Source organism: Streptomyces pyxinicus (assembly GCF_024753135.1).
In the GTDB taxonomy this organism is placed as follows: domain Bacteria; phylum Actinomycetota; class Actinomycetes; order Streptomycetales; family Streptomycetaceae; genus Streptomyces; species Streptomyces pyxinicus.
The window spans coordinates 106,470-130,648 of record NZ_JANUGP010000002.1 but is presented as its reverse complement, the minus strand read 5'-3'; the positions used below and the strand labels follow the sequence as shown (position 1 = coordinate 130,648).

The following is a 24,179-nucleotide window of genomic DNA, read 5'->3' as shown; positions in this document are numbered from 1 at the left end:
CGCTTTCCGTGCCCCTTGCATGCATCTCCGCCGAAAGAGCTTCCCACGCCCGCGCCACTTGATCCTGACGTGACGTGAGGGTGGAGGCTGGGCGCACCGGAGGGTGGACACGACCCCGAGGGCGGCTCCACCCGGCGGTGGAGGTCCCCTAAGGGTCTCTCCGTACTACGGCTCGGGGAGGGTTCGTCCCGGCGGAGGAGGAGGCGGCCGGAGCTCGTTCCTTAACCTGGCTTTACGCCGACGGGGGTGGCCGGCGACCCGGCTCCAGGCCGATGGGGGGCGGCCGGCCACACCGGCGGAGGTGGGGTTTACCCCCCGGGCAGGACGGGGCTCCGCACCAGCGCGGACGGCCCCGCCGGCCGGAAGACTCATCGACGTACCGAAGACGTACCCAGGTGTACTCAAGGCGTACCCAGGCGTACCCAGGACGACGCTCCGCACGGAGCGGTCCGCACCCATCCGCGAACCGATAGAGGAGACATACCGTGACTTCGGCTGTGACCATTCCCAGGCACGGGGGCACTGGAGGGCGTACGGCCGTCGCCGCGCGGGCGCGGCAGGTCGTGAAGGCGTACGGGTCGGGGGAGACCCGGGTCGTCGCCCTGGACCACGTGGACGTGGACATCGCCCGCGGGGAGTTCACCGCGATCATGGGCCCCTCGGGGTCCGGCAAGTCCACCCTGATGCACTGCCTCGCCGGGCTCGACACCGTGACCAGCGGTCAGATCCACCTGGACGAGACCGAGATCACCGGTCTGAAGGACAAGAAGCTCACCAGGCTGCGCCGGGACCGGATCGGGTTCATCTTCCAGGCGTTCAACCTGCTGCCGACGCTGAACGCGCTGGAGAACATCACGCTGCCCATGGACATCGCCGGCCGCAAGCCGGACCGGGCCTGGCTGGACCGGGTCGTGGAGACGGTCGGGCTCGCCGGGCGCCTCAAGCACCGGCCGACGCAGCTCTCCGGCGGCCAGCAGCAGCGCGTCGCCGTGGCGCGGGCCCTCGCCGCCCGCCCGGAGATCATCTTCGGGGACGAGCCGACCGGAAACCTCGACTCGCGCGCGGGTGCGGAGGTTCTCGGCTTCCTGCGCCGCTCCGTGGACGAACTCGGCCAGACCATCGTGATGGTCACCCACGACCCGGTCGCCGCCTCCTACGCCGACCGGGTGCTGTACCTGGCCGACGGCCGGATCGTGGACGAGATGCGCCAGCCGACGGCCGACCAGGTCCTGGACCGCATGAAGGACTTCGACGCCCGGGGGCGTACGTCATGACCGTCCTGAAGACCTCCCTGCGCAACTTCCTCGCGCACAAGGGCCGGATGGCGCTGTCGGCGGTGGCGGTGCTGCTGTCGGTGGCGTTCGTGTGCGGCACGCTGGTGTTCACCGACACCATGAACACCACCTTCGACAAGCTGTTCCAGGCGACCTCCTCGGACGTCACGGTCAGCGCCAAGGGCTCCTCCGACACCGGCGAGACCACCTCCCGCACCGGCCGGCCGCCCACCGTGCCCGCCTCCGTGGTGGGCCGGGTCCGCGGCGCCGAGGGCGTACGGTCCGCCGAGGGCACGGTGTTCTCCACCTCGGTGACCGTCGTCGACGCCGGCAAGGACAAGCTGTCACCCAGCAGCGGCGCGCCCACCATCGTCGGCAGCTGGAACCACAACGACGCCCGCACCATGAAGATCACCTCCGGTACGGCGCCCAAGGGCCCCGGACAGGTGATGGTGGACGCCGACACGGCCGACAAGCACCACCTGCGGCTCGGCGACGAGATCGGCGTCATCACGGCCCTCGGCACGCACCACGCGCGCGTGTCCGGCATCGCCGCCTTCCGGGTCACCAACCCCGGCACGGCCATCTTCTACCTCGACACCGCGACGGCCCAGCGGACCCTCGTGGGCCGCTCCGGCGTCTACACCAACGTCAACGTCACCGCCGCGCGGGGCGTGAGCGACGCGCGGCTCAAGAAGAACGTCACCGCAGCCCTCGGACACGGCTACAAGGTGCAGACCGCCAAGGAGGTCGCCGACGCCAACCAGAAGAGCGTCGAGAGCTTCCTGGACGTCATGAAGTACGCGATGCTCGGCTTCGCCGGGATCGCCTTCCTCGTCGGCATCTTCCTGATCATCAACACCTTCTCCATGCTGGTCGCCCAGCGCACCCGCGAGATCGGCCTGATGCGCGCCATCGGCTCCTCGCGCCGGCAGGTCAACCGGTCCGTGCTCATCGAGGCGCTGCTGCTCGGCGTGCTCGGTTCCGTGCTCGGCGTCGGCGCGGGCATCGGCATCGCGGTCGGCCTGATGAAGCTCATGGGCCAGATAGGCATGCACCTGTCCACCAGTGACCTGACGGTCGCCTGGACCACCCCGGCCCTCGGCCTGCTCCTCGGCGTCGTCGTCACCGTCCTCGCCGCCTATCTGCCCGCCCGCCGTGCCGGCCGGATCTCCCCGATGGCCGCCCTGCGCGACGCCGGCACCCCGGCCGACGCCAAGGCCGGCATCGTCCGGGCGGTGATCGGCCTGCTCCTGACCGGCGCGGGCGGCTGGAGCCTGTACGTCGCCACCGAGGCCGACAAGGCCACGACCGGGTCCGGCTGGCTGGGCCTGGGCGTGGTGCTGACCCTGATCGGTTTCGTCGTCATCGGCCCGCTGCTGGCCGGTCTGCTGGTCCGCGTCCTCGCCGCGGTCATCCTGCGGGTCTTCGGGCCCGTGGGGCGGATGGCCGAGCGCAACGCGCTGCGCAACCCGCGCCGCACCGGTGCCACCGGCGCCGCCCTGATGATCGGCCTCGCCCTGGTGGCCTGCCTGTCGGTCGTCGGCTCCTCCATGGTGGCCTCCGCCACCGACCAGCTCGACAAGACCGTGGGCACCGACTTCATCATCCAGGGCGATCAGGAATACAAGATGATCGACCAGCAGATGGTGCGGAAGATCAAGGACACGCCCGGCCTGGCCCGGGTCACCGAGTACAAACTGCTCGACGCCTCCCTGACCACACCGGACGGCCACGTCTCCACGAGCGAGACCATCAACGCGGCCGACCCGACCTACGCCCGGGACGTGCGCACCAAGACGGTCGCCGGCAACCTCGCCGACGCGTACCGGCCCGGCTCCATGTCCGTCTTCGAGGGCTTCGCCGACCGGCACGGGATCAAGCTCGGCTCCACCGTCGCGGTCGACTTCAAGGACGGCGGGACGGCCAGGCTGACCGTCCGGGCCATCACCAGCGACGAGGCCGTCGTCGACAAGGGCGCGATGTACGTCGCCATCAGCACCGCCGCGAAGTCCGTGCCGGCCGGCCACATGCCCCTGGACCAGCTCGTCTTCGCGACCGCCGAGGACGGCCGGCAGGCAGCCGCCTACAAGGCGCTGAAGTCCACGCTGAGCGCGGACCCGGCGCTGACCGTCCGCGACCAGACCGACTACAAGAAGGCGCTGAAGGACCAGATCGGCCAGCTGCTGAACATGATCTACGGCCTGCTCGCCCTCGCGATCATCGTCGCCGTCCTCGGTGTGGTGAACACCCTGGCGCTGTCGGTGGTCGAGCGGACCCGGGAGATCGGCCTCATGCGGGCCATCGGCCTCTCCCGCCGCCAGCTGCGCCGCATGATCCGCCTGGAGTCCGTGGTGATCGCCGTCTTCGGTGCCCTGCTCGGCCTCGGCCTGGGCATGGGCTGGGGCGCGACCGCCCAGAAGCTTCTCGCGCTGGAGGGCCTGAACGTGCTGGACATCCCCTGGCCGACGATCATCGCCGTGTTCATCGGCTCGGCCTTCGTGGGCCTGTTCGCCGCGCTCGTCCCGGCCTTCCGCGCCGGCCGCATGAACGTCCTGAACGCCATCGCGACCGAGTAGCCGTACCTGCGCCGTACCGGCCGGTCCCAGAGCCACCGCACACGGGGGTTGCGGGGGAAGGACCCGGTGCCGGGCAGTCCCGAGGGGCTGCCCGGCACCGGGTCGCGCGCTGTTCCGCGTCGTCCGGGGTTGTCCACGGACCCGTCGGCGGGATTGTCCGCAGAACCCGTCGGCGAGGTTGTCCACAGAACCCGTCGGCGAGGTTGTCCACAGACCGTCCGCGGGGTTGTCCACAGGCCGACACCGGACCCCGCCCGCGTCGTACGCTGGACACCCCCGGCCGCTTCCCGCACCGGGTTCTTCGCGTTGCCCACCCCGGACGGAAAAAGCCCTCATGAGCCTGCATGGTCTGCTCGACGCCGTCGTCAAGGATCCCGCCCTCGCGGAAGCGATCACGGCGGCCGCGGACGGCAACCGCATGCACGTCGACCTCGTCGGCCCCCCGGCCGCCCGCCCCTTCGCGCTCGCCGCCCTGGCCCGCGAGGCCGCCCGCCCGGTCCTCGCGGTGACCGCGACCGGCCGCGAGGCCGAGGACCTGGTGGCGGCCCTGCGCTCGCTGCTGCCCCCGGAGAGCGTCGCCGAGTACCCCTCCTGGGAGACCCTTCCGCACGAGCGCCTCAGCCCCCGCAGCGACACCGTCGGCCGCCGCCTCGCCGTCCTGCGCCGCCTCGCCCACCCCAGCACCGACGACCCCGAGACCGGCCCCCTCTCCGTCGTCGTCGCGCCCGTGCGCTCCGTGCTCCAGCCCCAGGTCAAGGGCCTGGGAGACCTGGAGCCGGTGTCCCTGCGGACCGGCCGCAGCGCCGACCTGAACCAGATCGTGGAAGCCCTCGCCGCGGCCGCCTACGCGCGCGTGGAGCTGGTCGAGAAGCGCGGCGAGTTCGCCGTCCGCGGCGGCATCCTGGACGTGTTCCCGCCCACCGAGGAACACCCCCTGCGCGTCGAGTTCTGGGGCGACGACATCGAGGAGATCCGCTACTTCAAGGTGGCCGACCAGCGCTCCCTCGAAGTCGCCGAGCACGGCCTGTGGGCGCCGCCGTGCCGCGAGCTGCTCCTCACCGACGACGTCCGGGCCCGCGCCCGTGCCCTCGCCGAGAGCCACCCCGAGCTGGGCGAACTGCTCGGCAAGATCGCCGAGGGCATCGCCGTGGAGGGCATGGAGTCCCTCGCCCCCGTCCTCGTGGACGCCATGGAGCTGCTGCTCGACGTGCTGCCCAAGGGCTCCATGGCCGTGGTCTGCGACCCCGAGCGGGTCCGCACCCGCGCCGCCGACCTGGTGGCCACCAGCCAGGAGTTCCTCCAGGCCTCCTGGGCCGCCACCGCCGGCGGCGGCGAGGCGCCCATCGACGTCGGCGCGGCCTCCCTGTGGTCCATCGCCGACGTCCGCGACCGCGCGCGCGAGCTGGACATGATGTGGTGGTCGGTCTCCCCGTTCGCCGCCGACGAGGAACTGGACGCCGACACCCTCAAACTCGGCATGCGCGCCCCCGAGACCTACCGCGGCGACACCGCGCGGGCCCTCGCCGACACCAAGGGCTGGCTCGCCGACGGCTGGCGCACCGTCTTCGTCACCGAGGGCCACGGCCCCGCCGCCCGCACGGTGGAGGTGCTCGGCGGCGAAGGCATCGCCGCCCGCCTCGACATCGACCTCGGCGAGCTGAGCCCCTCCGTCGTCCACGTCTCCTGCGGCTGCATCGACCACGGCTTCATCGACACCGCCCGGAAGCTCGCCGTCCTCACCGAGACCGACCTCACCGGCCAGAAGGCCGCCGGCCGCGACGGCGCCCGGATGCCGGCCCGCCGCCGCAAGACCATCGACCCGCTCACCCTGGAGGCCGGCGACTACATCGTCCACGAGCAGCACGGCGTCGGCCGCTACATCGAGATGGTGCAGCGCACCGTCCAGGGCGCCACCCGTGAGTACCTGGTCGTGGAGTACGCGCCCGCCAAGCGCGGCCAGCCCGGCGACCGGCTGTACATCCCGACCGACCAGCTGGAGCAGATCACCAAGTACGTCGGCGGCGAGGCCCCCACCCTGCACCGGCTCGGCGGCGCCGACTGGACCAAGACCAAGGCCCGCGCGAAGAAGGCCGTCAAGGAGATCGCCGCCGACCTGATCAAGCTCTACAGCGCGCGCATGGCCGCCCCCGGCCACGCCTTCGGCACCGACACGCCCTGGCAGCGCGAGCTGGAGGACGCGTTCCCGTACGCCGAGACCCCGGATCAGCTCACCACCATCGCCGAGGTCAAGGAGGACATGGAGAAGACCGTCCCCATGGACCGCCTGATCTGCGGCGACGTCGGGTACGGCAAGACCGAGATCGCGGTGCGGGCCGCCTTCAAGGCCGTACAGGACGGCAAGCAGGTCGCCGTCCTCGTCCCCACCACGCTGCTGGTGCAGCAGCACTTCGGCACCTTCTCCGAGCGGTACGCGCAGTTCCCGGTCAACGTGCGCGCGCTGTCCCGGTTCCAGACCGACACCGAGGCCAAGGCCGTCCTTGAGGGCCTGAAGGACGGCGCGGTGGACGTCGTCATCGGCACCCACCGGCTGTTCTCCTCGGAGACCAAGTTCAAGGACCTCGGCCTGGTCATCGTCGACGAGGAGCAGCGCTTCGGCGTCGAGCACAAGGAGCAGCTGAAGAAGCTGCGCGCCAACGTGGACGTGCTCACCATGTCCGCCACCCCCATCCCGCGCACCCTGGAGATGGCCGTCACCGGCATCCGCGAGATGTCCACCATCACCACCCCGCCCGAGGAGCGGCACCCGGTGCTGACCTTCGTCGGGCCGTACGAGGAGCGGCAGATCGGCGCCGCCATCCGCCGCGAACTGCTGCGCGAGGGCCAGGTCTTCTACATCCACAACCGCGTCGAGTCCATCGACCGCGCGGCGGCACGGCTGCGCGACATCGTCCCCGAGGCCCGCATCGCCACCGCCCACGGCCAGATGTCGGAGTCGGCGCTCGAACAGGTCGTCGTCGACTTCTGGGAGAAGAAGTTCGACGTCCTGGTGTCGACCACGATCGTGGAGTCCGGCATCGACATCTCCAACGCCAACACCCTGATCGTGGAGCGCGGCGACAACTTCGGCCTCTCCCAGCTGCACCAGCTGCGCGGACGGGTCGGCCGCGGGCGCGAGCGCGGGTACGCCTACTTCCTGTACCCGCCGGAGAAGCCGCTGACCGAGACCGCGCACGAACGGCTCGCGACCATCGCCCAGCACACCGAGATGGGCGCCGGCATGTACGTGGCGATGAAGGACCTGGAGATCCGCGGCGCCGGAAACCTACTCGGCGGCGAACAGTCCGGGCACATCGCCGGCGTCGGCTTCGACCTGTACGTCCGCATGGTCGGCGAGGCCGTCGCCGACTACCGGCGCCAGCTGGAGACCGGTGAGATCGAGGAAGAGGCGCCGCTGGAAGTCAAGATCGAGCTGCCCGTCGACGCGCACGTCCCGCACGACTACGCCCCGGGCGAGCGCCTGCGCCTCCAGGCCTACCGGGCCATCGCCTCCGCCAACTCCGAGGACGACATCAAGGCCGTCCGCGAGGAACTCACCGACCGCTACGGCAAGCTGCCCGAACCGGTGGAGAACCTGCTGCTGGTGGCCGGCCTGCGGATGCTCGCCCGCGCGTGCGGCGTCGGCGAGATCGTGCTCCAGGGCACCAACATCCGCTTCGCGCCGGTCGAACTACGCGAGTCGCAGGAGCTGCGCCTCAAGCGCCTGTACCCGGGTACGGTCATGAAACCGTCCGTCCGGCAGATTCTCGTGCCTCGCCCGAAGACCGCGAAGGTCGGTGGCAAGCCGTTGGTCGGGCGTGAACTGTTGGGCTGGGTGGGGGAGTTCCTGGCGTCCGTCCTGGGGTCGTAGCCCTCGGGGCCGGTCCCCGGGTCGCAGGGGTGGCGGGCGGGTGCCGGTGTGGGCCGGTGCCCGTGTCCGCGGAGCTGCGGCTCAAGCGCCTGTACCCGGGTACGGTCATGAAACCGTCCGTCCGGCAGATTCTCGTGCCTCGCCCGAAGACCGCGAAGGTCGGCGGCAAGCCGTTGGTGGGACGTGAACTGTTGGGCTGGGTGGGGGAGTTCCTGGCGTCCGTCCTGGGGTCGTAGCCCTCGGGGCCGGTCCCCGGGTCGCAGGGGTGGCGGGTGGGTGCCCGGTGTGAGCCGGGGCACGCGCCCGCCGCTCGTGCTCCCCCGTCCCCGGTCCCGGTGCGTCAAGTGACTCCGACGGGGCACCTCGTAACCCTGTATCACTCTTCGGGACCCCGCTGCCGCCGTCGCGGCGGCGGATACCGTGGGGCCGGGACGATCCGCCCGTATCCGAGGGCGGACCAGGGTGGACAGAGGGGGGCGCATCGTGACGCGTCTGAGGGATACGGGGCGTGGCGCCCGGAGCAGGCGTGCTCTGGTGGCGTCCGCCGTGCTGCTGGCGTCCGGGCTCGCGCTCGGTGGCTGCAAGGAGGTGGCCCCGCCCGCCGCGGGCGGCACCGCCGGTCCGGTCGGCCCGGCCGGCGGTGACGGACGGGCCGTCAGCCCGCTGGACAATCCGGACGGGACGAAGCCGGGGCTGGCGGCGATCACCTCGGCCGGGGACAAGGCCGAGGCCCGTGCCCTGATCAAGAAGGTGGCCACGAAGGGACGCGGCCCCAAGACGGGCTACGCCCGCGACGAGTTCGGCTACGCCTGGATGGACTCCGCCCCCGGCGGCGTCCCCTTCTCCCACAACGGCTGCGATTCGCGCAACGATCTGCTGAAACGTGACGGCGAGGACGTCCGCTTCCGCGGCGGGTCCACCTGCGTCGTCGTCTCGCTGACTCTCCACGACCCGTACACCGGCAGGACGATCGCCTGGACGAAGGCGCACGCCACCAAGGTGCAGATCGACCATGTGATGCCGCTGTCCTACGACTGGCAGATGGGCGCCGCCCACTGGTCGAAGGGCAAGCGGGAGGACATCGCCAACGACCCGCTGAACCTGATCCCGGTGGACGGGCCGACCAACGGCGCCAAGAGCGACTCGGGCCCGGCGAGCTGGCTGCCGCCGAACCAGCGGATCCGGTGCTCCTACGCGGTCCGTGTCGCCCAGGTCTCCGTGAAGTACGACCTGCCGGTCACGCCGTCCGACAAGGAGGCGATGCTGAGGCAGTGCGGGGGGTGAAAGCGGTGGCAGGGCCTCCGCATGAGTAACCGTCAGGTGAAGAAACGATACGGGTGCGATGACGGAGCGGTAAAGACGTTCACAAGGTGCAAACGGACGGCCACTGGCAAACCGGTCAGGTTCCGCAAGACGCGGTCAAGGTAGGGGCAAGGTAGCCCCGCGAATCTGTCCACAGTGTGTTCACAGCAGGCAAGATCAGCGCGTTTTGTGCCGTTCTTGATCGCTGGAGTCGAAGCCGTGCCTCTGTGGCCGCTCAGCCGCCGTCCGCGCCCCACGCGGACAGCGCGCCCCCTACGCCGTGCCCGCCGCGCGCGGCGCTCCGTCGCCGTGCTGGTGCTCACCGCACTGGTGCTGGCGCTGACGACGGACCAGGCCCTCGCCGAGGGCCTGGAACTGGGCCGCGTCGAGCTGCCGAACATGAGCCCGTCCTCGATCGCGTCCTGGTTCACCGACCCGCACTGGGGCAAGCTGCCGCACCAGCGGTCCGGCACGGCCGCCGGCAAGCGGCACCACGTCTCCGCCGACGCCACCGCCGCGCACCGCGGCGCGGGGCACGCACCCGGCAAGGGCCGCGGCGAGCTGTCCGCCTACCACCCGCACAAGCCGGCCGTGAAGAGCGGCCGCAGCGGACACGGCGGCGTCTTCAACGCCCGCACCAGCAAGCGGGACGCCGCCAAGTCCACCCGGACCGCGACCGTCTACCGCAACGCCGACGGGTCCACCACCCGCCAGTTGTCCCCCACGCCCGTCAACTACCGGACCGGCAAGGGGCGATGGGCGCCGATCGATGTGGACGTACGCGCCGGACCGGACGGCCGCTGGCACGAGAAGGCCAACTCGGTCGCCGTGGACTTCGCCCGCAAGGCCACCGACCCCGCCCTCGCCTCCCTCGCGGCCGACTCCCGGCACCGCGTCGCCTACACGCTCAAGGGCGCCGCCCCCGTCAAGGGCACCGCGCACGGCTCCACCGTCACCTACGACGGCGTCCTCGACGCCACCGACCTGTCGGTCTCCCCCACCGCCACCGGTGTGAAGGAGTCGGTCGTCCTGCACTCCGCGGACGCCGGCGACTCCTGGACCTTCCCGCTCACCCTCAAGGGCCTCACCCCCGTCCAGCACGGCAGGAACGGCTGGACCGACCTGCGGGACGCCACCGGCGGGACCCGGGAGCGCATACCCCCGGCGTACGCGTACGACGCGAAGGTGAACCGCCGCACCGGAGACCCCGCCACCACCCACCACGTCACCACCGAGCTGGTCCACGCCAAGGACGGCTACGCCCTGAAGGTGACCCTGGACAGCCGCTGGCTGCACGACCCGCGCCGCGTCTTCCCGGTCACCGTCGACCCCACCGTCAGCGACGGCTGGACCACCACCTACGCCGAGTCCGGCGCGGCCGGCGACCACTCCTACGAGCAGACCATCAAGATCGGCTCGTACGACTCCGGCAGCCACTCCGCGATCGGCTTCGTCAACCACTGGGACACCGCCTGGGACGGCAGCGGCGCCACCGTCACCTCCGCCTCCCTCAAGCTCTTCGACACCTGGGCCGCCACCTGCACCGCCGAGCGGTTCGACGTCGCGCTGGTCACCGGTGCCTGGACCCCCGAGTCCGTCACCGCCTACCCGGGCCCGGCCAAGGGCGCCTCCATCGGCAACGCCACGCCCAGCGTGCCCCACGCGTGCGCCAACACCGCCGCCGACCGCACCGTCGGCGACTCGGTGAGCGTCCCGCTCTCCACCTCCGCCGTCCAGGGCTGGTTCAACGGCACCACCAAGGACTACGGCCTGGCGGTGTACGCGTCCACCAGCGACGGCCTGCACTGGAAGCAGTTCGGTTCCTTCAACGACCCGGGCAAGGGCCCGGTGCTGTCCGTCACCTACACCGGCAACACCGCGCCGCAGCTGTACGAGCAGTTCCCGCAGGACAACGCGGTCGTGGGCACCACCCAGCCCGAGCTGACCGCGTGGGCCGGCGGCGCCAACTCCAGCGGCGGCGAGAACAACCAGTACAAGTTCCAGGTCTTCGACGCCACCGGCACCACCAAGCTCGCCGACTCCGGCCTGATCGCCACCGGCGACTGGACCGTGCCCGCCGGCAAGCTCGCCTGGGGCACGTCCTACACCTGGACCGTCCAGGCCTACGACGCCACCACCAAGCTGTACTCCCCGGCCGACCTGTACGCGCTGTCCGTGCAGGTCCCGCAGCCCGTGATCACCTCCGGGCTGTCGCAGAACAGCAGCGACCACGGCTTCGACGCGTCCATCGGCAACTACACGACCTCCGACACCGACGCCTCGGTCTCCACCGTCGGCCCGTCCCTGGACGTCGAGCGCGACTACAACTCCCGTGATCCGCGCTGGACCGGCGCGTTCGGCGCGGGCTGGTCCAGCATCTTCGACTCCCGGGCCACCGAGCAGTACACCGCCGCCGGCGCGGTCTCCAGCGTCGTCGTCACCTACCCGGACGGCTCACAGGTCGGCTACGGCAAGAACGCCGACGGCAGCTTCACGCCCGGCAACGGACGGTTCGCCACCTTCAAGACGGTCACCGGCGGCTACACGCTGACCGACAAGGACGACACCCTCTACACCTTCACCCAGTCCCTGGGCTCCGGCGGCTACGGCCTGACCTCCGTGACCGACGCCAACGGCCGGTCGGTCAACCTCACCTGGACGGGCGGCCACATCACCAAGATGGCCTCCGCCGTCTCCGGCCGCTCCCTCTCCCTGGCCTGGCAGACGCCCTCCGGCGCACAGGCCGCGCACGTGGCGAGCGTGGTCACCGACCCGGTCACCCCGGGCGACACCGGCACCGTCCAGACCTGGACGTACGGCTACAGCGGCGACCGGCTCACCCAGGTGTGCTCGCCGCTGTCGTCCACCAAGTGCACCGCCTACGGCTACGACTCCGGATCCGGCTACCGCAACGCCGCCCTGGACCTGGACCCGCACACCTTCTGGCCGCTGTCGGAGACCTCCGGCACCGGCGCCAAGGACGCCGTCCTCGACAACGAGGGCACCACCGACGCCACCTACGAGAACGTCACCCTCGGCCAGAGCGCCGGGCCGCTGACCGGCTCCACCGCCAAGGCCGCCACGTTCAACGGCACCGACTCCGACGTCGCGCTGCCCAAGAACCTCGGCAACGACACCGACTCCGGCGCGATCTCCCTGTGGTTCAAGACCTCGCAGGGCCCCGGCGTCCTCTACTCCTACGCCTCCCAGCCGATCGGCTCGGGGCAGGCCGCCGGCTTCTACACCCCGTCCGTCTACGTCGGCACCGACGGCAAGCTGAACGCCGAGTTCTGGTACAGCGGCGGCATCAACCCGATTGTGTCCACCGCTTCCGTCGCCGACGGCAAGTGGCACCACGTGGTGCTGTCCGCCGCCGGCGACTCCCAGACCCTGTACCTGGACAACGCCAAGGTCGGTTCGCGCACCGGCACCGTCTCCATCAAGAGCGCGGTCGCCTTCGGCAAGAACCAGTCGTTCAACTACCTCGGCACCGGCTTCCTCGGCGGCAACTGGCCCGACAACCCGCACCACTCCACCAGCGAACCGGACGGTTACGCCACCTACTTCAAGGGCTCCATCGCCGACGTCGCCTGGTACGGCCGCCCGCTCGTCGCCGCCGACGTGAGCGCCCTCTACACCTACGGCACGCACGGCACCAGTCTGCTCAACGGCATCACCCGGCCCTCCGGCAAGACCTTCGCGGCCATGTCGTACGACCCGGACTCCACCACGCTGACCCAGCTCACCGACGAGAACGGCGGCGGGTGGAAGCTCGGCGCGCCGACCGTCACCGGCTCCAGCGACACCTACCGGGGCGCGGTACTGGGCGACGCGCCCAGCCGGTACTTCCGCCTCGGTGAGGCAGCCGGCGCGTCCGCCGCGCTGGACGAGGTGCGCGGCGGCGACGGCACCTACAACGCGGTCACCCTCGGCGGGGCCGGCCCGTTCAGCGACCACAAGGCGGCCGCCTTCGACGGCACGGCCTCCGCGCTGACGCTGCCGGGCGGTTCGGTACCCGGCTCGGGCGCCGAGTCGGCCGGACTGTGGTTCAAGACCTCCACGGCGGGCGGCGTCCTGCTCGCCACGTCCAAGGACCCGCTGACCAGTGGCGGCACCACCACCTCCGCGTACACGCCGGTCCTGTACGTCGGCAGCAGCGGCAAGCTGAACGGCGAGTTCTACTTCTCCGGCGGCTCCACCAAGCCGCTCGCCTCCACCACCACCGTCACCGACGGCAAGTGGCACCACGCGGTGATCTCCGCCTCGGCGAGCAGCCAGTCGCTGTACCTCGACGGTGCCCTCGTGGGCACCCAGAGCGGCGCCGCGGCCATGTCCGGCCAGCCGAACACCTACGTCGGCGCCGGCTTCCTCGGCGGCAACTGGCCCGACGAGGCGCACCACAGCACCTCGGACAACACCGGCTACGCCACCTACTTCAAGGGCTCCGTCGCCGATGTCTCCCTCTACCGCTCGGAGCTGACCGCGGCGGACGTCGCCGCGCAGTTCCAGGCGGCGAAGAACTCCACCGGCCTGCTGCCCGTCAAGACCGTCAAGGTCGTCTCGCCGACCAACTCCACGCTGACGTACACCTACGACGTCACCAACGGCAACCGCGCGCTGACCGAGACCGACGGCCTGGGCAACAGGACGAGCTTCGGCTACGACACCTCCGGCTTCGAGCACACGGTCACCGACCCCAACGGGGCGACGACCGTCACCGGCCACGACGTCCGCGGCAACGTGGTCTCGTCCACGTCCTGCCAGGACCAGGCCGCGAACAAGTGCGACACCGAGTACTACGCGTACTACCCGGACGACACCACGGCGCAGCTGACCACCACCGATCCGCGCAACGACCAGCTGCTGACCGAGCGCGACGGCCGCTCCACGTCCGCCACGGACACCACCTACCTGACGTCCTACGCCTACGACACGGCCGGCAACCAGACCACCATCACCGGCCCCGCGGTGCCCGGCTTCCCGAACGGCCGCGCCACCACGACCGTCTACAGCGACGGCACCAGCGCCTACCCCGCCGCCGACGGCGGTGTGGTGCCCAAGGGCCTGCCGGTGAAGACGGTCAGCCCGGGCGGCGCCGTCAACCAGGTGTCGTACTTCAAGAACGGCGACGTGGCCTCCACCACCGACGCCATCGGCCTGGTCACCCGCTACACCTACGACGGCCTCGGCCAGGTCACCACCCAGAAGGTCGTCTCCGACACCTACCCGGACGGCCTGGTGACGTCGTACACGTACGACAAGGCCGGCCAGGTGGTCGAGGAGCACGACCCGCGGCTCACCGACCGCGTCACCGGCGCCACCCACGCCGCCGTCACCAGCACGGTCTTCGACGAGGACGGCAACACCACCTCGCAGACCGTCTCCGACGCGAGCGGCGGCGACCGGTCGCGCACCCAGACCTGGACCTACGACGACTACGACCACGTCCTGACCGAGTCCGACGCCAACGCCGCCGACCACCTTCCCTACGGCAACACCACCACGTACTCCTACGACACCTCCGGCAACAAGAACAAGGAGGTCACCAGCGCCGGGAACGAGACGCGGTACACCTACGACGACAACGGCGACCTGCTCACGCAGGGCGTGATGTACACCGGCGACCCGACCGACCCCAAGGCGCCGGCCCTGCTCACCGAGTCCTCCCGCGCCTACGACCCGGCCGGACGGCTCGCGTCGATCACCGACGCGATGGGCGACACCACGTCGTACACCTACACCGACGACGGTCTGACCTCGACGGTGAAGCGGACCAGCCCCGACGGCAAGAGCACCTACGCGCTGGAGTCGGACGCCTACGACGCGGCCGGCAACCTGCTCCAGTCCACGACGGACAACGGCGAGACGGTCAGCAAGTACACCGTGGACGCCGCCTCCCGGACCACGTCCACCGAACTGGACCCGACCGGCGTCGACCGGGTCACCACCCTCTCGTACACCCCGGACGACGAGGTCGCCACCGAGAACGACCACGACGCCTCGGGCTACGACCGCACCACCACCAGCAGCTACGACGACATGGGCAACCTGCTCGGCGAGACGCTGTACGGGGACGCCTCCGGACATCCCGCGGGCTGGTGGAAGCTCGACCAGCCCTCCGGCACCCATGTCACCGACGCCTCCGGCACCGGCAACTCCGCCAACGCCTCCGGCGTCACCTGGAGCGACGGCGCCGCCGACTTCGCCGGCACCGCCTCGACGCAGGGCGTCACCACCAACGGCCCGGTCCTGGACACCTCCACGTCCTACACGGTGTCGGCGTGGGTGAAGATGAGCTCGCTGCCGGCCCACAACGCGGCCGTCGTCGCGCAGACCGGCACCACCAACAGCGCGTTCATGCTCCAGTACAACTACGCGCACACCGGTGCGCCGATGTGGAGCATGCTGGACACCAGCAAGGACGCCACGAGTCCCGCCTTCCCGGCCGCCTACGCCACGGCCGTGCCGGCCACCGGGGCCTGGACGCACCTGGTGGGCGTGTACGACTCCGCCTCCGGCGGGATCAAGCTGTACGTCAACGGCACGCTGTCCGGCTCGGGCACCAACACCACGCCGTGGAACGCCACCGGCCCGCTCACCATCGGGCAGGACAAGTACGCCGGCGCGAGCAGCGACCCGCTGCCCGGCGCGGTCTCCGGGGTTCAGGTGTACCAGCGGGCGCTGTCGGCCACCGAGGTGTCCTCGCTGTACGGCAAGGGGCGTGGCGGCGGCACCGTCGGCTCCTCCGACGCGCAGACCACCAGGTACGCCTACGACAAGCGGGGCCTGCCGACGTCCATGACGGACGCCGAGCAGCACACCACCGACTACTCCTACGACGAGGCGGGCAACCTCGCGGTCACCACCGCGCCCGCCGTCCAGGCGGAGCCCGACGGCACCGCCGCCACCGTCCGCCCGGTCACCACCAGCGGTTTCAACACCTTCGGCGAGGCCGTCGAGGAGCAGGACCCGAACGGCCTGGTCACCAGCACCGCCTACGACGCGGAGGGCAACAAGGTCTCCGAGACCCTGCCGCCCTACACCCCGGCGGGCGCCTCGACACCCGACGCGGGCACGACCGTCTACACCTACGACAGCGAGGGCAACCAGACCTCCGTCACCTCGCCCGGCGGGAAGACCACGTCGTACCTGTACGACCAGCTGGGCAACCTCGCCCAGACCACCGCGCCGGACGGCGCCAAGACGCACGCCTCCTACGACCCGAACGGCGAACAGCTCTCGGCGACGGACCCGACCGGCGCGCAGACCCAGGCCACGTACGACTTCCTGGGCCGGCAGCTGACGCAGACGACGCTGGAGCGCTACCCGTCCACCCGGACGCTGACGTCCACCACCTCCTACGCGGTCACCCCGGGCAACCCCTACGGCGCCCACGCCGCCACCTCCACCACCCCGGGCGGTGTCACGACGACGTACGCCTACGACCGGGCCGGTGAGACCACCGCCGTCACCGACGGCGCGGGCAACACCACCCGCTACGCCTACGACTTCGAGGGCAACCGCGCGAAGACGACGCTGGCGGACGGCAGTTACACCACGTCCGAGTACAACGCCGACGGCGACCCGACGGCCACCCGGTCCTACGACCCGATCGGCACCAAGCTCTGGGAGACCTCCCAGGCCTACGACGGCGTCGGCAACATGACCGCCGCCACCGACGCGAACGGCCACACCAGCCGCTTCACCTACGACGCGGCCGGCACCATCACGCAGGAGGTCCAGCCGGTCGACGCCGCCACGTCGATCACCACGACCTTCGGCTACGACGCGGCCGGCAACCGGACCCGCTTCACCGACGGCCGCGGCAACTCCTGGCGCTACGCGTACACGCCGTGGGGCCAGCAGGAGAAGGTGACCGAGCCGACCACCGCGACGTACACCTCGGCGGCCGACTCGACCACGGCCTACGCCTACGACGCGGACGGCCGGCTGACGAACGTGACGCTGCCGGGCGGTGTCACGACGGCGATGACGTACGACACCGACGGCCGGCTGAAGACGATGTCCGGCACCGGCGCCGACGCGGCCACGGCCACGCGGAGCTTCGACTACGACGCGGACGGCCGCGTGAAGTCGGCGGACACCGACGCCGTGGGCGTCACCGGCGCGGCCGACCACCAGGACGCCACCCACGACGCGTTCACCTACGACGACCGCAGCGACCTGCTGACGGCGTCGGGCTCGGCCGGCTCCGCCGGTTTCGCCTATGACGACGACGGCGCGATGACCTCGCGCACCGACGCGGCGGGCACGACGTCGTACGGCTACGACCGGGCCGGCCGGCTGTCGACCCTGAACGACGCGGCCACCGGCACCCAGCTGACGTACTCGTACGGATCGCTGAACGAGCTGAAGACGGTCAGGTACGGCTCGACCGGCCAGCTCCGCACCTTCGGCTACAACAGCGCGCACGAACTGACCAGCGACGTGCTGGCACAGGGCGGCACCACGCTGGCGAGCTTCGCCTACGACTACGACAAGAACGGCAACCTCACCTCCAAGAAGACGACGGGCGTCTCGGGCGCGTCGGCCAACACCTACGGCTACGACTGGGCCAACCGCCTCACGTCCTGGGACAACGGCACGAAGACCACGTCGTACGCCTACGACGCCTCGGGCAACCGGATCCGCAACGGCTCGGACGTCTACACCTACGACGCCCGCGACCAGCTCACGTCCGACGGTGTGCACTCCTACGACTACTCCGCGCGCGGCACCATGACGCGGGAGTCGTCCACGGCCGGCGGCACGGTGGCGTACCGGACGGACGCCTTCGGCGGCCAGATCGTCGCCGGCGGCCAGTCGTACACGCTCGACGCCACCGGCCGGAACATCACCGACCGGGACACCTCGACGCCGGGCGCCACGCGGACGTTCGCCTACTCCGGCGCGGACAACACGGTCGCCTCGGACGGCGACACCACCTACACCTACGATCCGGCCGGCGGCCTCCTCGGCATCAAGCCGTCGGGCGGCACCGGGGTGCTGGCCCTGACCGACCAGCACAGTGACGTGGTCGGCACCTTCACCGCGGGGGCGACCTCGCTGGCGGGCTCGGCGTCCTACGACCCGCTGGGCAAGGTGGTCTCGCCCACCGACACGGTCCAGGGCCGGCTCGGCTTCCAGTCCGGCTGGACCGAGCCCGGCACCGGTGACGTGGGCACGGCCTCCCGCTGGTACGACCCGGGCACCGGACAGTTCCTGAACAAGGACAGCGTCTCGCTGGACGCGGTCCCCAACTCGGTGGCGGCGAACCCCTTCGCCTACGTCGACGACAACCCGATGGCGGGCACCGACGAGTCGGGCAACTGCTCCTTCTACGACCTGGTGTGCGGCGCCAAGAAGGTCGTCCACCACGCCAAGGCCGCCGTCAAGCGGGCGGCGCACAAGGTCTACCACGCGGTCAAGCACGTGGCCCGCAAGATCGTCCACGCGGTCAAGCACGTGGCCCACAGGATCGTGCACAAGGTGCGGGACGTCTACCACGCCACCGTGCGGGTCGTGCGGCGCGTGTACCACTACACGGTCCGAAGGGTCAGACACGCGTATCACCGGGTGGTCCACGCGGTCCACTCCGCCTACCACAAGGTCTCGCACGCCGTACACCGCGTGGTGCACGCGGTGAAGAAGGCGGCCAAGAAGGTCGCGCACACGGTGAAGAAGGCCGCGCACGCGGTGGCGCACGCGGCGAGGACCGCGTACCACGCCACGGTCACGGCGGCGAAGTCGACCGCGAAGTTCGTCAAGCACCACGCCGCCGCGATCACCTCGTTCGTGGTCTCCACAGCCGTGTTCGCGGGCTGCGAGGCGATCACCGGCGGCGTCGGCTCCATCGGCTGCGCGGCGGCCGCGGGCGCCGCGGGCTCCCTGGTCGAACAGGGATTCGCGTGCGCCGAGAACGGCGGCGACGACTGCAGCGCGGGCGCGTTCGCGGGCTCGGCGGTCGAAGGCGCCGTCGCCGGCGCGGCCGGCGGCCTCCTCGGCAAGATCGGCGGCTCCCTCCTGGCGAAGGCGGCCCCCAAGGCGATGAAGGTCGTCGGCGGCCTGTTCGGCAAGGGAGTCACGGAAGCAGCCGAGTCGGGCACGGCGGACGCCACGGAGGAAGCGACTTCGGTGGCGGAGTCGCAGGGGGCCGGAACACGCGCCCAGTCGCACTCGGAGGAGTCGTCGCCTGGATGCCGCAGTGGCCTGCCCCACAGCTTCGCGGGGGCGACCCGGGTCCTGATGGCCGACGGCACGACCAAGGCCATCGACCAGATCCGCATCGGTGACACGGTCGCCAACGCGGTGCCGGGTGCGGCGGGTACGCAGGCGCACGAGGTCACCGACGTGATCGTGACGCACACCGACCACGACTTCGTGGACGTCACGGTCAAGAACACGGGCAAGGGCTCGGCGAAGGCCGCGGCCACATCAGTAGTCAGGAAGGCGGCCCGCAAGGCGGCGTTCGGCCTGGCGGCCTCGGCCGCGCTCCTGGGCGCCCTCTCGGGCGGCCACGACCACGGTGCCGACCAGCAGCAGGTGGCGGCGGTCACTTCAACCACGCACGACGCCCACCTGACGACGACCTTCCACCACCCCTTCTACGACGAGACCCGGTCGGCCTTCGTCGAGGCGAAGAACCTGCACCCCGGCGACGTCCTCCAGACACCGACGGGAACCACCGAGGTCACCGGCGTCCGCCTGTACCGGGCGAACACCACGACGTACGACCTGACTGTCGGCAGCCTGCATACGTATTACGTCGTAGCGGGGGACACGCCGGTCCTCGTGCACAACTGCGGTACTGCCCGCGATGACATCCTCGACGAGACGAGGGCGACGGCCGAAAGTAATGTCGACATCGTGCCGCACAAGCGCAAGTCGAGCCTCATCAGCGGGCACACGATCACCATGGAGGATGCCATGGCTACCGGAAGCAAATTCCTCGGTGAGGGAATGCGCGACGTGGCCAGGGGGCGAGGAATCTTCCGGAGCGCCGACAACCTCCGTGGCTTCCGTATCGACCCCGATTCCCTTGCAGGGGGCCACTGGCCCGATGTGCCGCACGTCCACTTCGAGATCTTCGACGAGGCAGGGAAACCATTGGCCAACAACCACGTCCCCCTTGCCGAGCCGTGATGACAAGGGTTGAACTGGAGCGATACGGACGCATTCTGTCGGGGTTCTACGAGGGGTACTTCGTGAAACTCCACGACGACTCCGAGGTCACCGGCGGGTACTACATCTACCTGGTCGACGACCTGTCCGCACCGACGGACGGGGGTGACTACTGGGTGGCGGACAGTGCGGAGCTCACGTCTTTCGTGGAGTCTTCCGAGTGGGAGATCGAATGGATCCCTGAGTAGGAACGCAGTCGGGAGGGCCTCGGTACTTCTCTGCTCTTGAAAAATCACTGAAGGTGCAGGAGCAGGAGCAGGAGCAGGAGCAGGAGCAGAATGGAGCGGACGGGGTGCCATTCCGTGCAGTAGGGAGCGTGTGTGCCTTCTCGGCAGCAGAGGCTGCGTGATACTTTCCCCGACGCCTCTCTGCTGGATCTGGGGTCGGCTTCTGTCGATCACGTATCCAGGCTCTATGAAGAGGCTGGATACGACGTAGGGGTGGAACTGCGCAAGTTTCTCGAAGAGTATCGAGAGCTCTCCATTTCGTGGAGGTATCGCGAAATGGAGGTGAGCGTGCGGATCGACGCAGAAGAGGCCCTTTCGTTTTACCCTGGCAATGTTCGTGTATTCTCCCGCAAGGTGGGGCGCCCTCTGGTGCCCATTGGCTCTGCGTTCGCCACCGAAGAAGTGGTCCTGATCGCAAGTGACGGAGATGTATTTATCGCCGGAGATGCTGGAATGCAATACGTCGGGAATGGGTTTGTGCAATCCATGCGGGCTCTGATTTCTGGAACTTGGGACAAGACCTTCTTCTGAGGGGCGTAGCGCCAGCCCCGCACGAGGTCTCCGCCGGTTGACGGCGGACCCGTTTCAAGGGGCAGGACGGTGGCCGTCGCGGCCCTGCCGGGGTCGGCAGAACAGGGGCTGTTCAAGGGCGTAGGCGGACGTCGGCCACATGGGTGGTGGCCGCCTGAGCGGTCGGCACGATGTCGGTGCCGAGAGCGGCGATCTGAAGGATGTCGAGTTGATCTCCCCAGGCGAGTGCGCCGGAAACCGAACCGTGCTCGACGAAGGATCTTCGGAGGTATGAACCCGGATCACGTCTGGGAGCTCCAGTTTGCATCTGCCGGACTATTCGTCCATATCGGTCAACATTCAGGGGCCCTGATGATCACAGACAGTGGTGGCAGCTACTACGCCAGCTTTTCCCCAACCGTCCTAGGAAGCCACCGATGAACCCTCTCGTCGCCATAGCCGGCACCGGCCTGCTCGGCTATGCCGCAGTCTCCATTCCCGTCAACGCCCGCAAGGCACGGGCCAAGCGCGCCGCGGTGGCGAAGAAGCCGATCGTCATCGACGCCGCCGCCTACGGGCTCGTCCCGGGCGACCAGCTCGACGCGCGCTCGGCGGGGCCCGATCCGGAGGCCGACGCCGTCGCCTCCGGGGCCCTGGCCGGTGACTGGCGCCGGGCGGCCGCGTACCTCGCGGGAGCGGGCAGGGACTGGGACCTGAGGTGGTATCGGCTCGGCATCCTCGCCGACGCGGCCGTCGAGGACGACGCCTGGGTCAAGGCGTGGCGCACCGAGTACCCGCACGATCCGGCCGCCACCCTGGTCCACGCCGACGCGCTCGTCATGCTGGCGGCCAAGGCGCGGGGCGCGTTGCGGGCGCGGTACACCACGGCCGAGCAGTTCGAGGGGTACCGCCGGTTGCTGACCGAGACGCTGCCCGTCTCCCAGGAGGCCGCGCGGATGGCCCCTGAGGACCCCAGCCCCTGGGTCGTACAGCTTGCGGTCGCCCAGGGCCTCGGCTGGTCGTACGACGACTTCCGGGCGCTGTGGGCCGAGATCGTGGCGCGCGACCCGTACCATTTCGGCGCCCACGCGCGCGCCCTGCAGTACTGGTGCGCCAAGTGGCAGGGTTCCCACGAGTTGATGTACGCCTTCGCGGAGCAGGCCGCGGCCACGGCCCCGCCCGGAAGCCCGCTGCCCGTGCTGCGGCTGTACGCGATCTTCGAGCAACAGTTCCAGGACAACGACGTGACGGTCTACCGGCAACCGTTCGTGAACCCGGCCATCGACGCCACGCTGGAGGCGGCCGCCCACATGCCGCGCGACCACCACCGAGTGTCCTTCGTACGCCATCTGCTGGCCTACTCCCTGTTCCGCACGGAGCGCTACGCGGAGGGTGTCGAGCAGTTCCACGCGCTCGGCGGCCACATCGGCAGTATCCCGTGGATCTACTTCACGGACCCCGCCAAGCAGTTCGTCCACGCCCGCACCAACACGTTCGTGGAATGGGAGAGGGCCGGCCGTCCGGGCGCGTGAACCATGCGGCGGGCCGCCTGTCCGCCTACGGCGCCCTCGTGGTGCTCAGCTGCCACAAGCACAGACGTCCGGTCGGCGCTGGTGTGGTCGTCTAGCGCCCGTAAGGGGCGCCGTACGGATGGCCCTGGGCCGGTGTCGGGGCGCCGTATGCCAGTGGAGGCGCCTGTGTGGTCGGCCGCCGGTCGAACATGGCGAACAGCAGCATCGCCGTCGCTATCAGCAGGCACAGCAGGAAGACGCCGCCGAGCACCGGATCGCTCTGGTCGGTCTTCCAGACCGCCCACGGGAACGTCACGCACTCGTAGAGGGCGAACGCCGCGAACGCCCCCCAGTCCGACCCCCGCCGGCGGCGTATCGCCACGTACAGGAACGGGACCCAGACCAGCAGACCCAGCGACCCCCACGCCAGGACCGACCAGGCGATCCGCTGGAACCAGCCGGCCTCCAGACGCTTTTCCATCTCTACCCCCCAAGGCAGCACAGGGGGCAAAGACTAGGTCACGGGGGCGGCACCATGGCGTCCCGTAGGGAAGGCCACCCCGGTACCGGCCCTCCGCGCATCAGGCGGAAACGGACAAGCGGGCGATCTTTGCCAGGAGTTGGTGTGATCATGTGCTGATCCAGGGACTCCGTTTCCCGTTCACAGGAACGCCGTCGGTTAGTTTGCGATCCGCTCCAGGCGCCGGGAAGAGTGCCGTCGAGACGGACCGAGACGGACTCGCACGCGCCGTACCAGGGGCCCAGCACTTTCCAGCGGACGTACGCCACGCGCCGATCGCCGTCGTACGCCGCTCTATACGCATCCATGTGCACGCGCACACACGCGCGCGCACGCAGAGAAACTTCAGGGGTGGGGATGGCCGAGCACCGGCAGTCCAAGAAGCGCAGGTACATCACGTGGGGAGCCGTCGGGGCCGCCGTCCTCGCGGGCGCCGGGATCGCGGCGCAGACGTCGATGGCCGCCACCACCTGGCCGGCGCAGAAGACGTTCACCGGCCGCGCCTTCGACACCTGCACCGCGCCGTCGCTCACCGCGATGAAGGCCTGGCACACCGACAAGTACTACGGCGCCGCGGCCGTCTACGTCGGCGGCAAGAACCGCGGCTGCGCCCAGCCGAACCTCACCGCCTCCTGGGTGAAGTCGGTCAGCTCCCTCGGCTGGAAGCTCGTCCCGATCTACGTCGGCGCCCAGCCGTCCTGCCAGACCGGCTCCAACCCGGAGAAGCTCAGCCCCTCCACCGCCGCCTCCCTCGGCACCAGCGACGCCAACGACGCGGTGGCCAAGGCGTCCGCGCTCGGCATGAAGGCCGGCAGCGCGATCTACCTCGACATGGAGCCGTACGACACGACGAACAAGTCGTGCGACGACGCCGTGCTGACGTACGTGCGCTCCTTCGGCAAGCAGCTGCGCGCCAAGACCTACCGGGCCGGTTTCTACGGCTTCACCAGCTCCAGCGCCAAGGCGATCGCCACCGCCGGCGACAAGACCGACCTGCCGGGCAACCTCTGGTACGCCCTGTGGGACGGCAAGGACACCACCACCTCCGACTGGCCCTGGGGCGCGAGCCAGTTCACCGACCACAGCCGGGCCCACCAGTACAAGGTCAACAGCAAGGAGACGCGCGGCGGTGTCACGCTCACCGTCGACCGCGACACCTGGGACGCACCGGTCGCCATCACCGGCTGACCCGCGCACGGCGACCATC

The 24,179-nt window shown here is 70.2% G+C and carries 11 protein-coding genes; 10 read left to right on the top strand and 1 reads right to left on the bottom strand.

Translation table 11 applies throughout. From position 1 onward, the window contains the following. Positions 1 to 485: 485 nt before the first annotated feature. The 9 genes from NX794_RS03075 (at position 486) to NX794_RS03035 (ending at position 22,473) form a co-directional block, all read left to right on the top strand. The gene (locus NX794_RS03075; RefSeq protein WP_258776527.1) at positions 486 to 1,274 is read left to right on the top strand and encodes an ABC transporter ATP-binding protein; all 789 of its coding nucleotides are present in this window, start codon (positions 486 to 488) and stop codon (positions 1,272 to 1,274) included. Continuing rightward, on the top strand, positions 1,271 to 3,853 hold the full coding sequence (locus tag NX794_RS03070) for an ABC transporter permease (protein WP_258776526.1): 2,583 nt from the start codon (positions 1,271 to 1,273) through the stop codon (positions 3,851 to 3,853). Before NX794_RS03075 ends, NX794_RS03070 begins: the two co-directional genes overlap by 4 nt. Positions 3,854 to 4,187: 334 nt before the next feature. Further along, entirely contained in the window at positions 4,188 to 7,721 is a 3,534-nt protein-coding gene (gene mfd / locus NX794_RS03065) for a transcription-repair coupling factor (protein ID WP_258776525.1), read from the top strand. A gap of 56 nt (positions 7,722 to 7,777) precedes the next feature. Beyond that, complete coding sequence (locus NX794_RS03060) at positions 7,778 to 7,957, top strand: hypothetical protein (protein ID WP_258776524.1); 180 nt, start codon at positions 7,778 to 7,780, stop codon at positions 7,955 to 7,957. A gap of 298 nt (positions 7,958 to 8,255) precedes the next feature. Beyond that, the gene (locus NX794_RS03055; protein ID WP_428985840.1) at positions 8,256 to 9,005 is read left to right on the top strand and encodes an HNH endonuclease family protein; all 750 of its coding nucleotides are present in this window, start codon (positions 8,256 to 8,258) and stop codon (positions 9,003 to 9,005) included. 237 nt (positions 9,006 to 9,242) lie between these two features. Continuing rightward, positions 9,243 to 20,165 carry a LamG-like jellyroll fold domain-containing protein gene (locus tag NX794_RS03050; protein ID WP_258776523.1) on the top strand — a complete coding sequence of 3,641 codons (10,923 nt, stop codon included), beginning with the start codon at positions 9,243 to 9,245 and terminating at the stop codon, positions 20,163 to 20,165. A gap of 62 nt (positions 20,166 to 20,227) precedes the next feature. Continuing rightward, positions 20,228 to 20,392 (top strand): hypothetical protein, encoded by a 165-nt coding sequence (locus tag NX794_RS03045; protein ID WP_258776522.1) that lies wholly within the window; start codon positions 20,228 to 20,230, stop codon positions 20,390 to 20,392. Positions 20,393 to 20,524: 132 nt separating this feature from the next. Next, the gene (locus NX794_RS03040) at positions 20,525 to 20,962 is read left to right on the top strand and encodes an SUKH-3 domain-containing protein (RefSeq protein WP_258776521.1); all 438 of its coding nucleotides are present in this window, start codon (positions 20,525 to 20,527) and stop codon (positions 20,960 to 20,962) included. Between the two features lie 416 nt (positions 20,963 to 21,378). Then, the gene (locus tag NX794_RS03035; protein WP_258776520.1) at positions 21,379 to 22,473 is read left to right on the top strand and encodes a hypothetical protein; all 1,095 of its coding nucleotides are present in this window, start codon (positions 21,379 to 21,381) and stop codon (positions 22,471 to 22,473) included. Positions 22,474 to 22,564: 91 nt separating this feature from the next. On the opposite strand, the gene NX794_RS03030 is transcribed toward NX794_RS03035, so the two are convergent. Beyond that, positions 22,565 to 22,933: a hypothetical protein gene (locus tag NX794_RS03030; RefSeq protein ID WP_258776519.1), complete on the bottom strand. Its 369-nt coding sequence runs from the start codon at positions 22,931 to 22,933 to the stop codon at positions 22,565 to 22,567. Between the two features lie 396 nt (positions 22,934 to 23,329). On the opposite strand from NX794_RS03030, the gene NX794_RS03025 reads away from it, so the two are divergent. Continuing rightward, positions 23,330 to 24,160, top strand: coding sequence for a glycoside hydrolase domain-containing protein (locus tag NX794_RS03025; protein WP_258776518.1), 831 nt, complete (start codon positions 23,330 to 23,332; stop codon positions 24,158 to 24,160). Positions 24,161 to 24,179: the final 19 nt, after the last annotated feature.

Bases quoted from the DNA above. Each gene is read 5' to 3' on its own strand.
- NX794_RS03070 (WP_258776526.1), top strand. From the start codon at position 1,271: ATGACCGTCCTGAAGACCTCCCTGCGCAACTTCCTCGCGCACAAGGGC.
- mfd (WP_258776525.1), top strand. From the start codon at position 4,188: ATGAGCCTGCATGGTCTGCTCGACGCCGTCGTCAAGGATCCCGCCCTC.
- NX794_RS03035 (WP_258776520.1), top strand. From the start codon at position 21,379: ATGAACCCTCTCGTCGCCATAGCCGGCACCGGCCTGCTCGGCTATGCC.
- NX794_RS03030 (WP_258776519.1), bottom strand. From the start codon at position 22,933: ATGGAAAAGCGTCTGGAGGCCGGCTGGTTCCAGCGGATCGCCTGGTCG.
- NX794_RS03025 (WP_258776518.1), top strand. From the start codon at position 23,330: ATGGCCGAGCACCGGCAGTCCAAGAAGCGCAGGTACATCACGTGGGGA.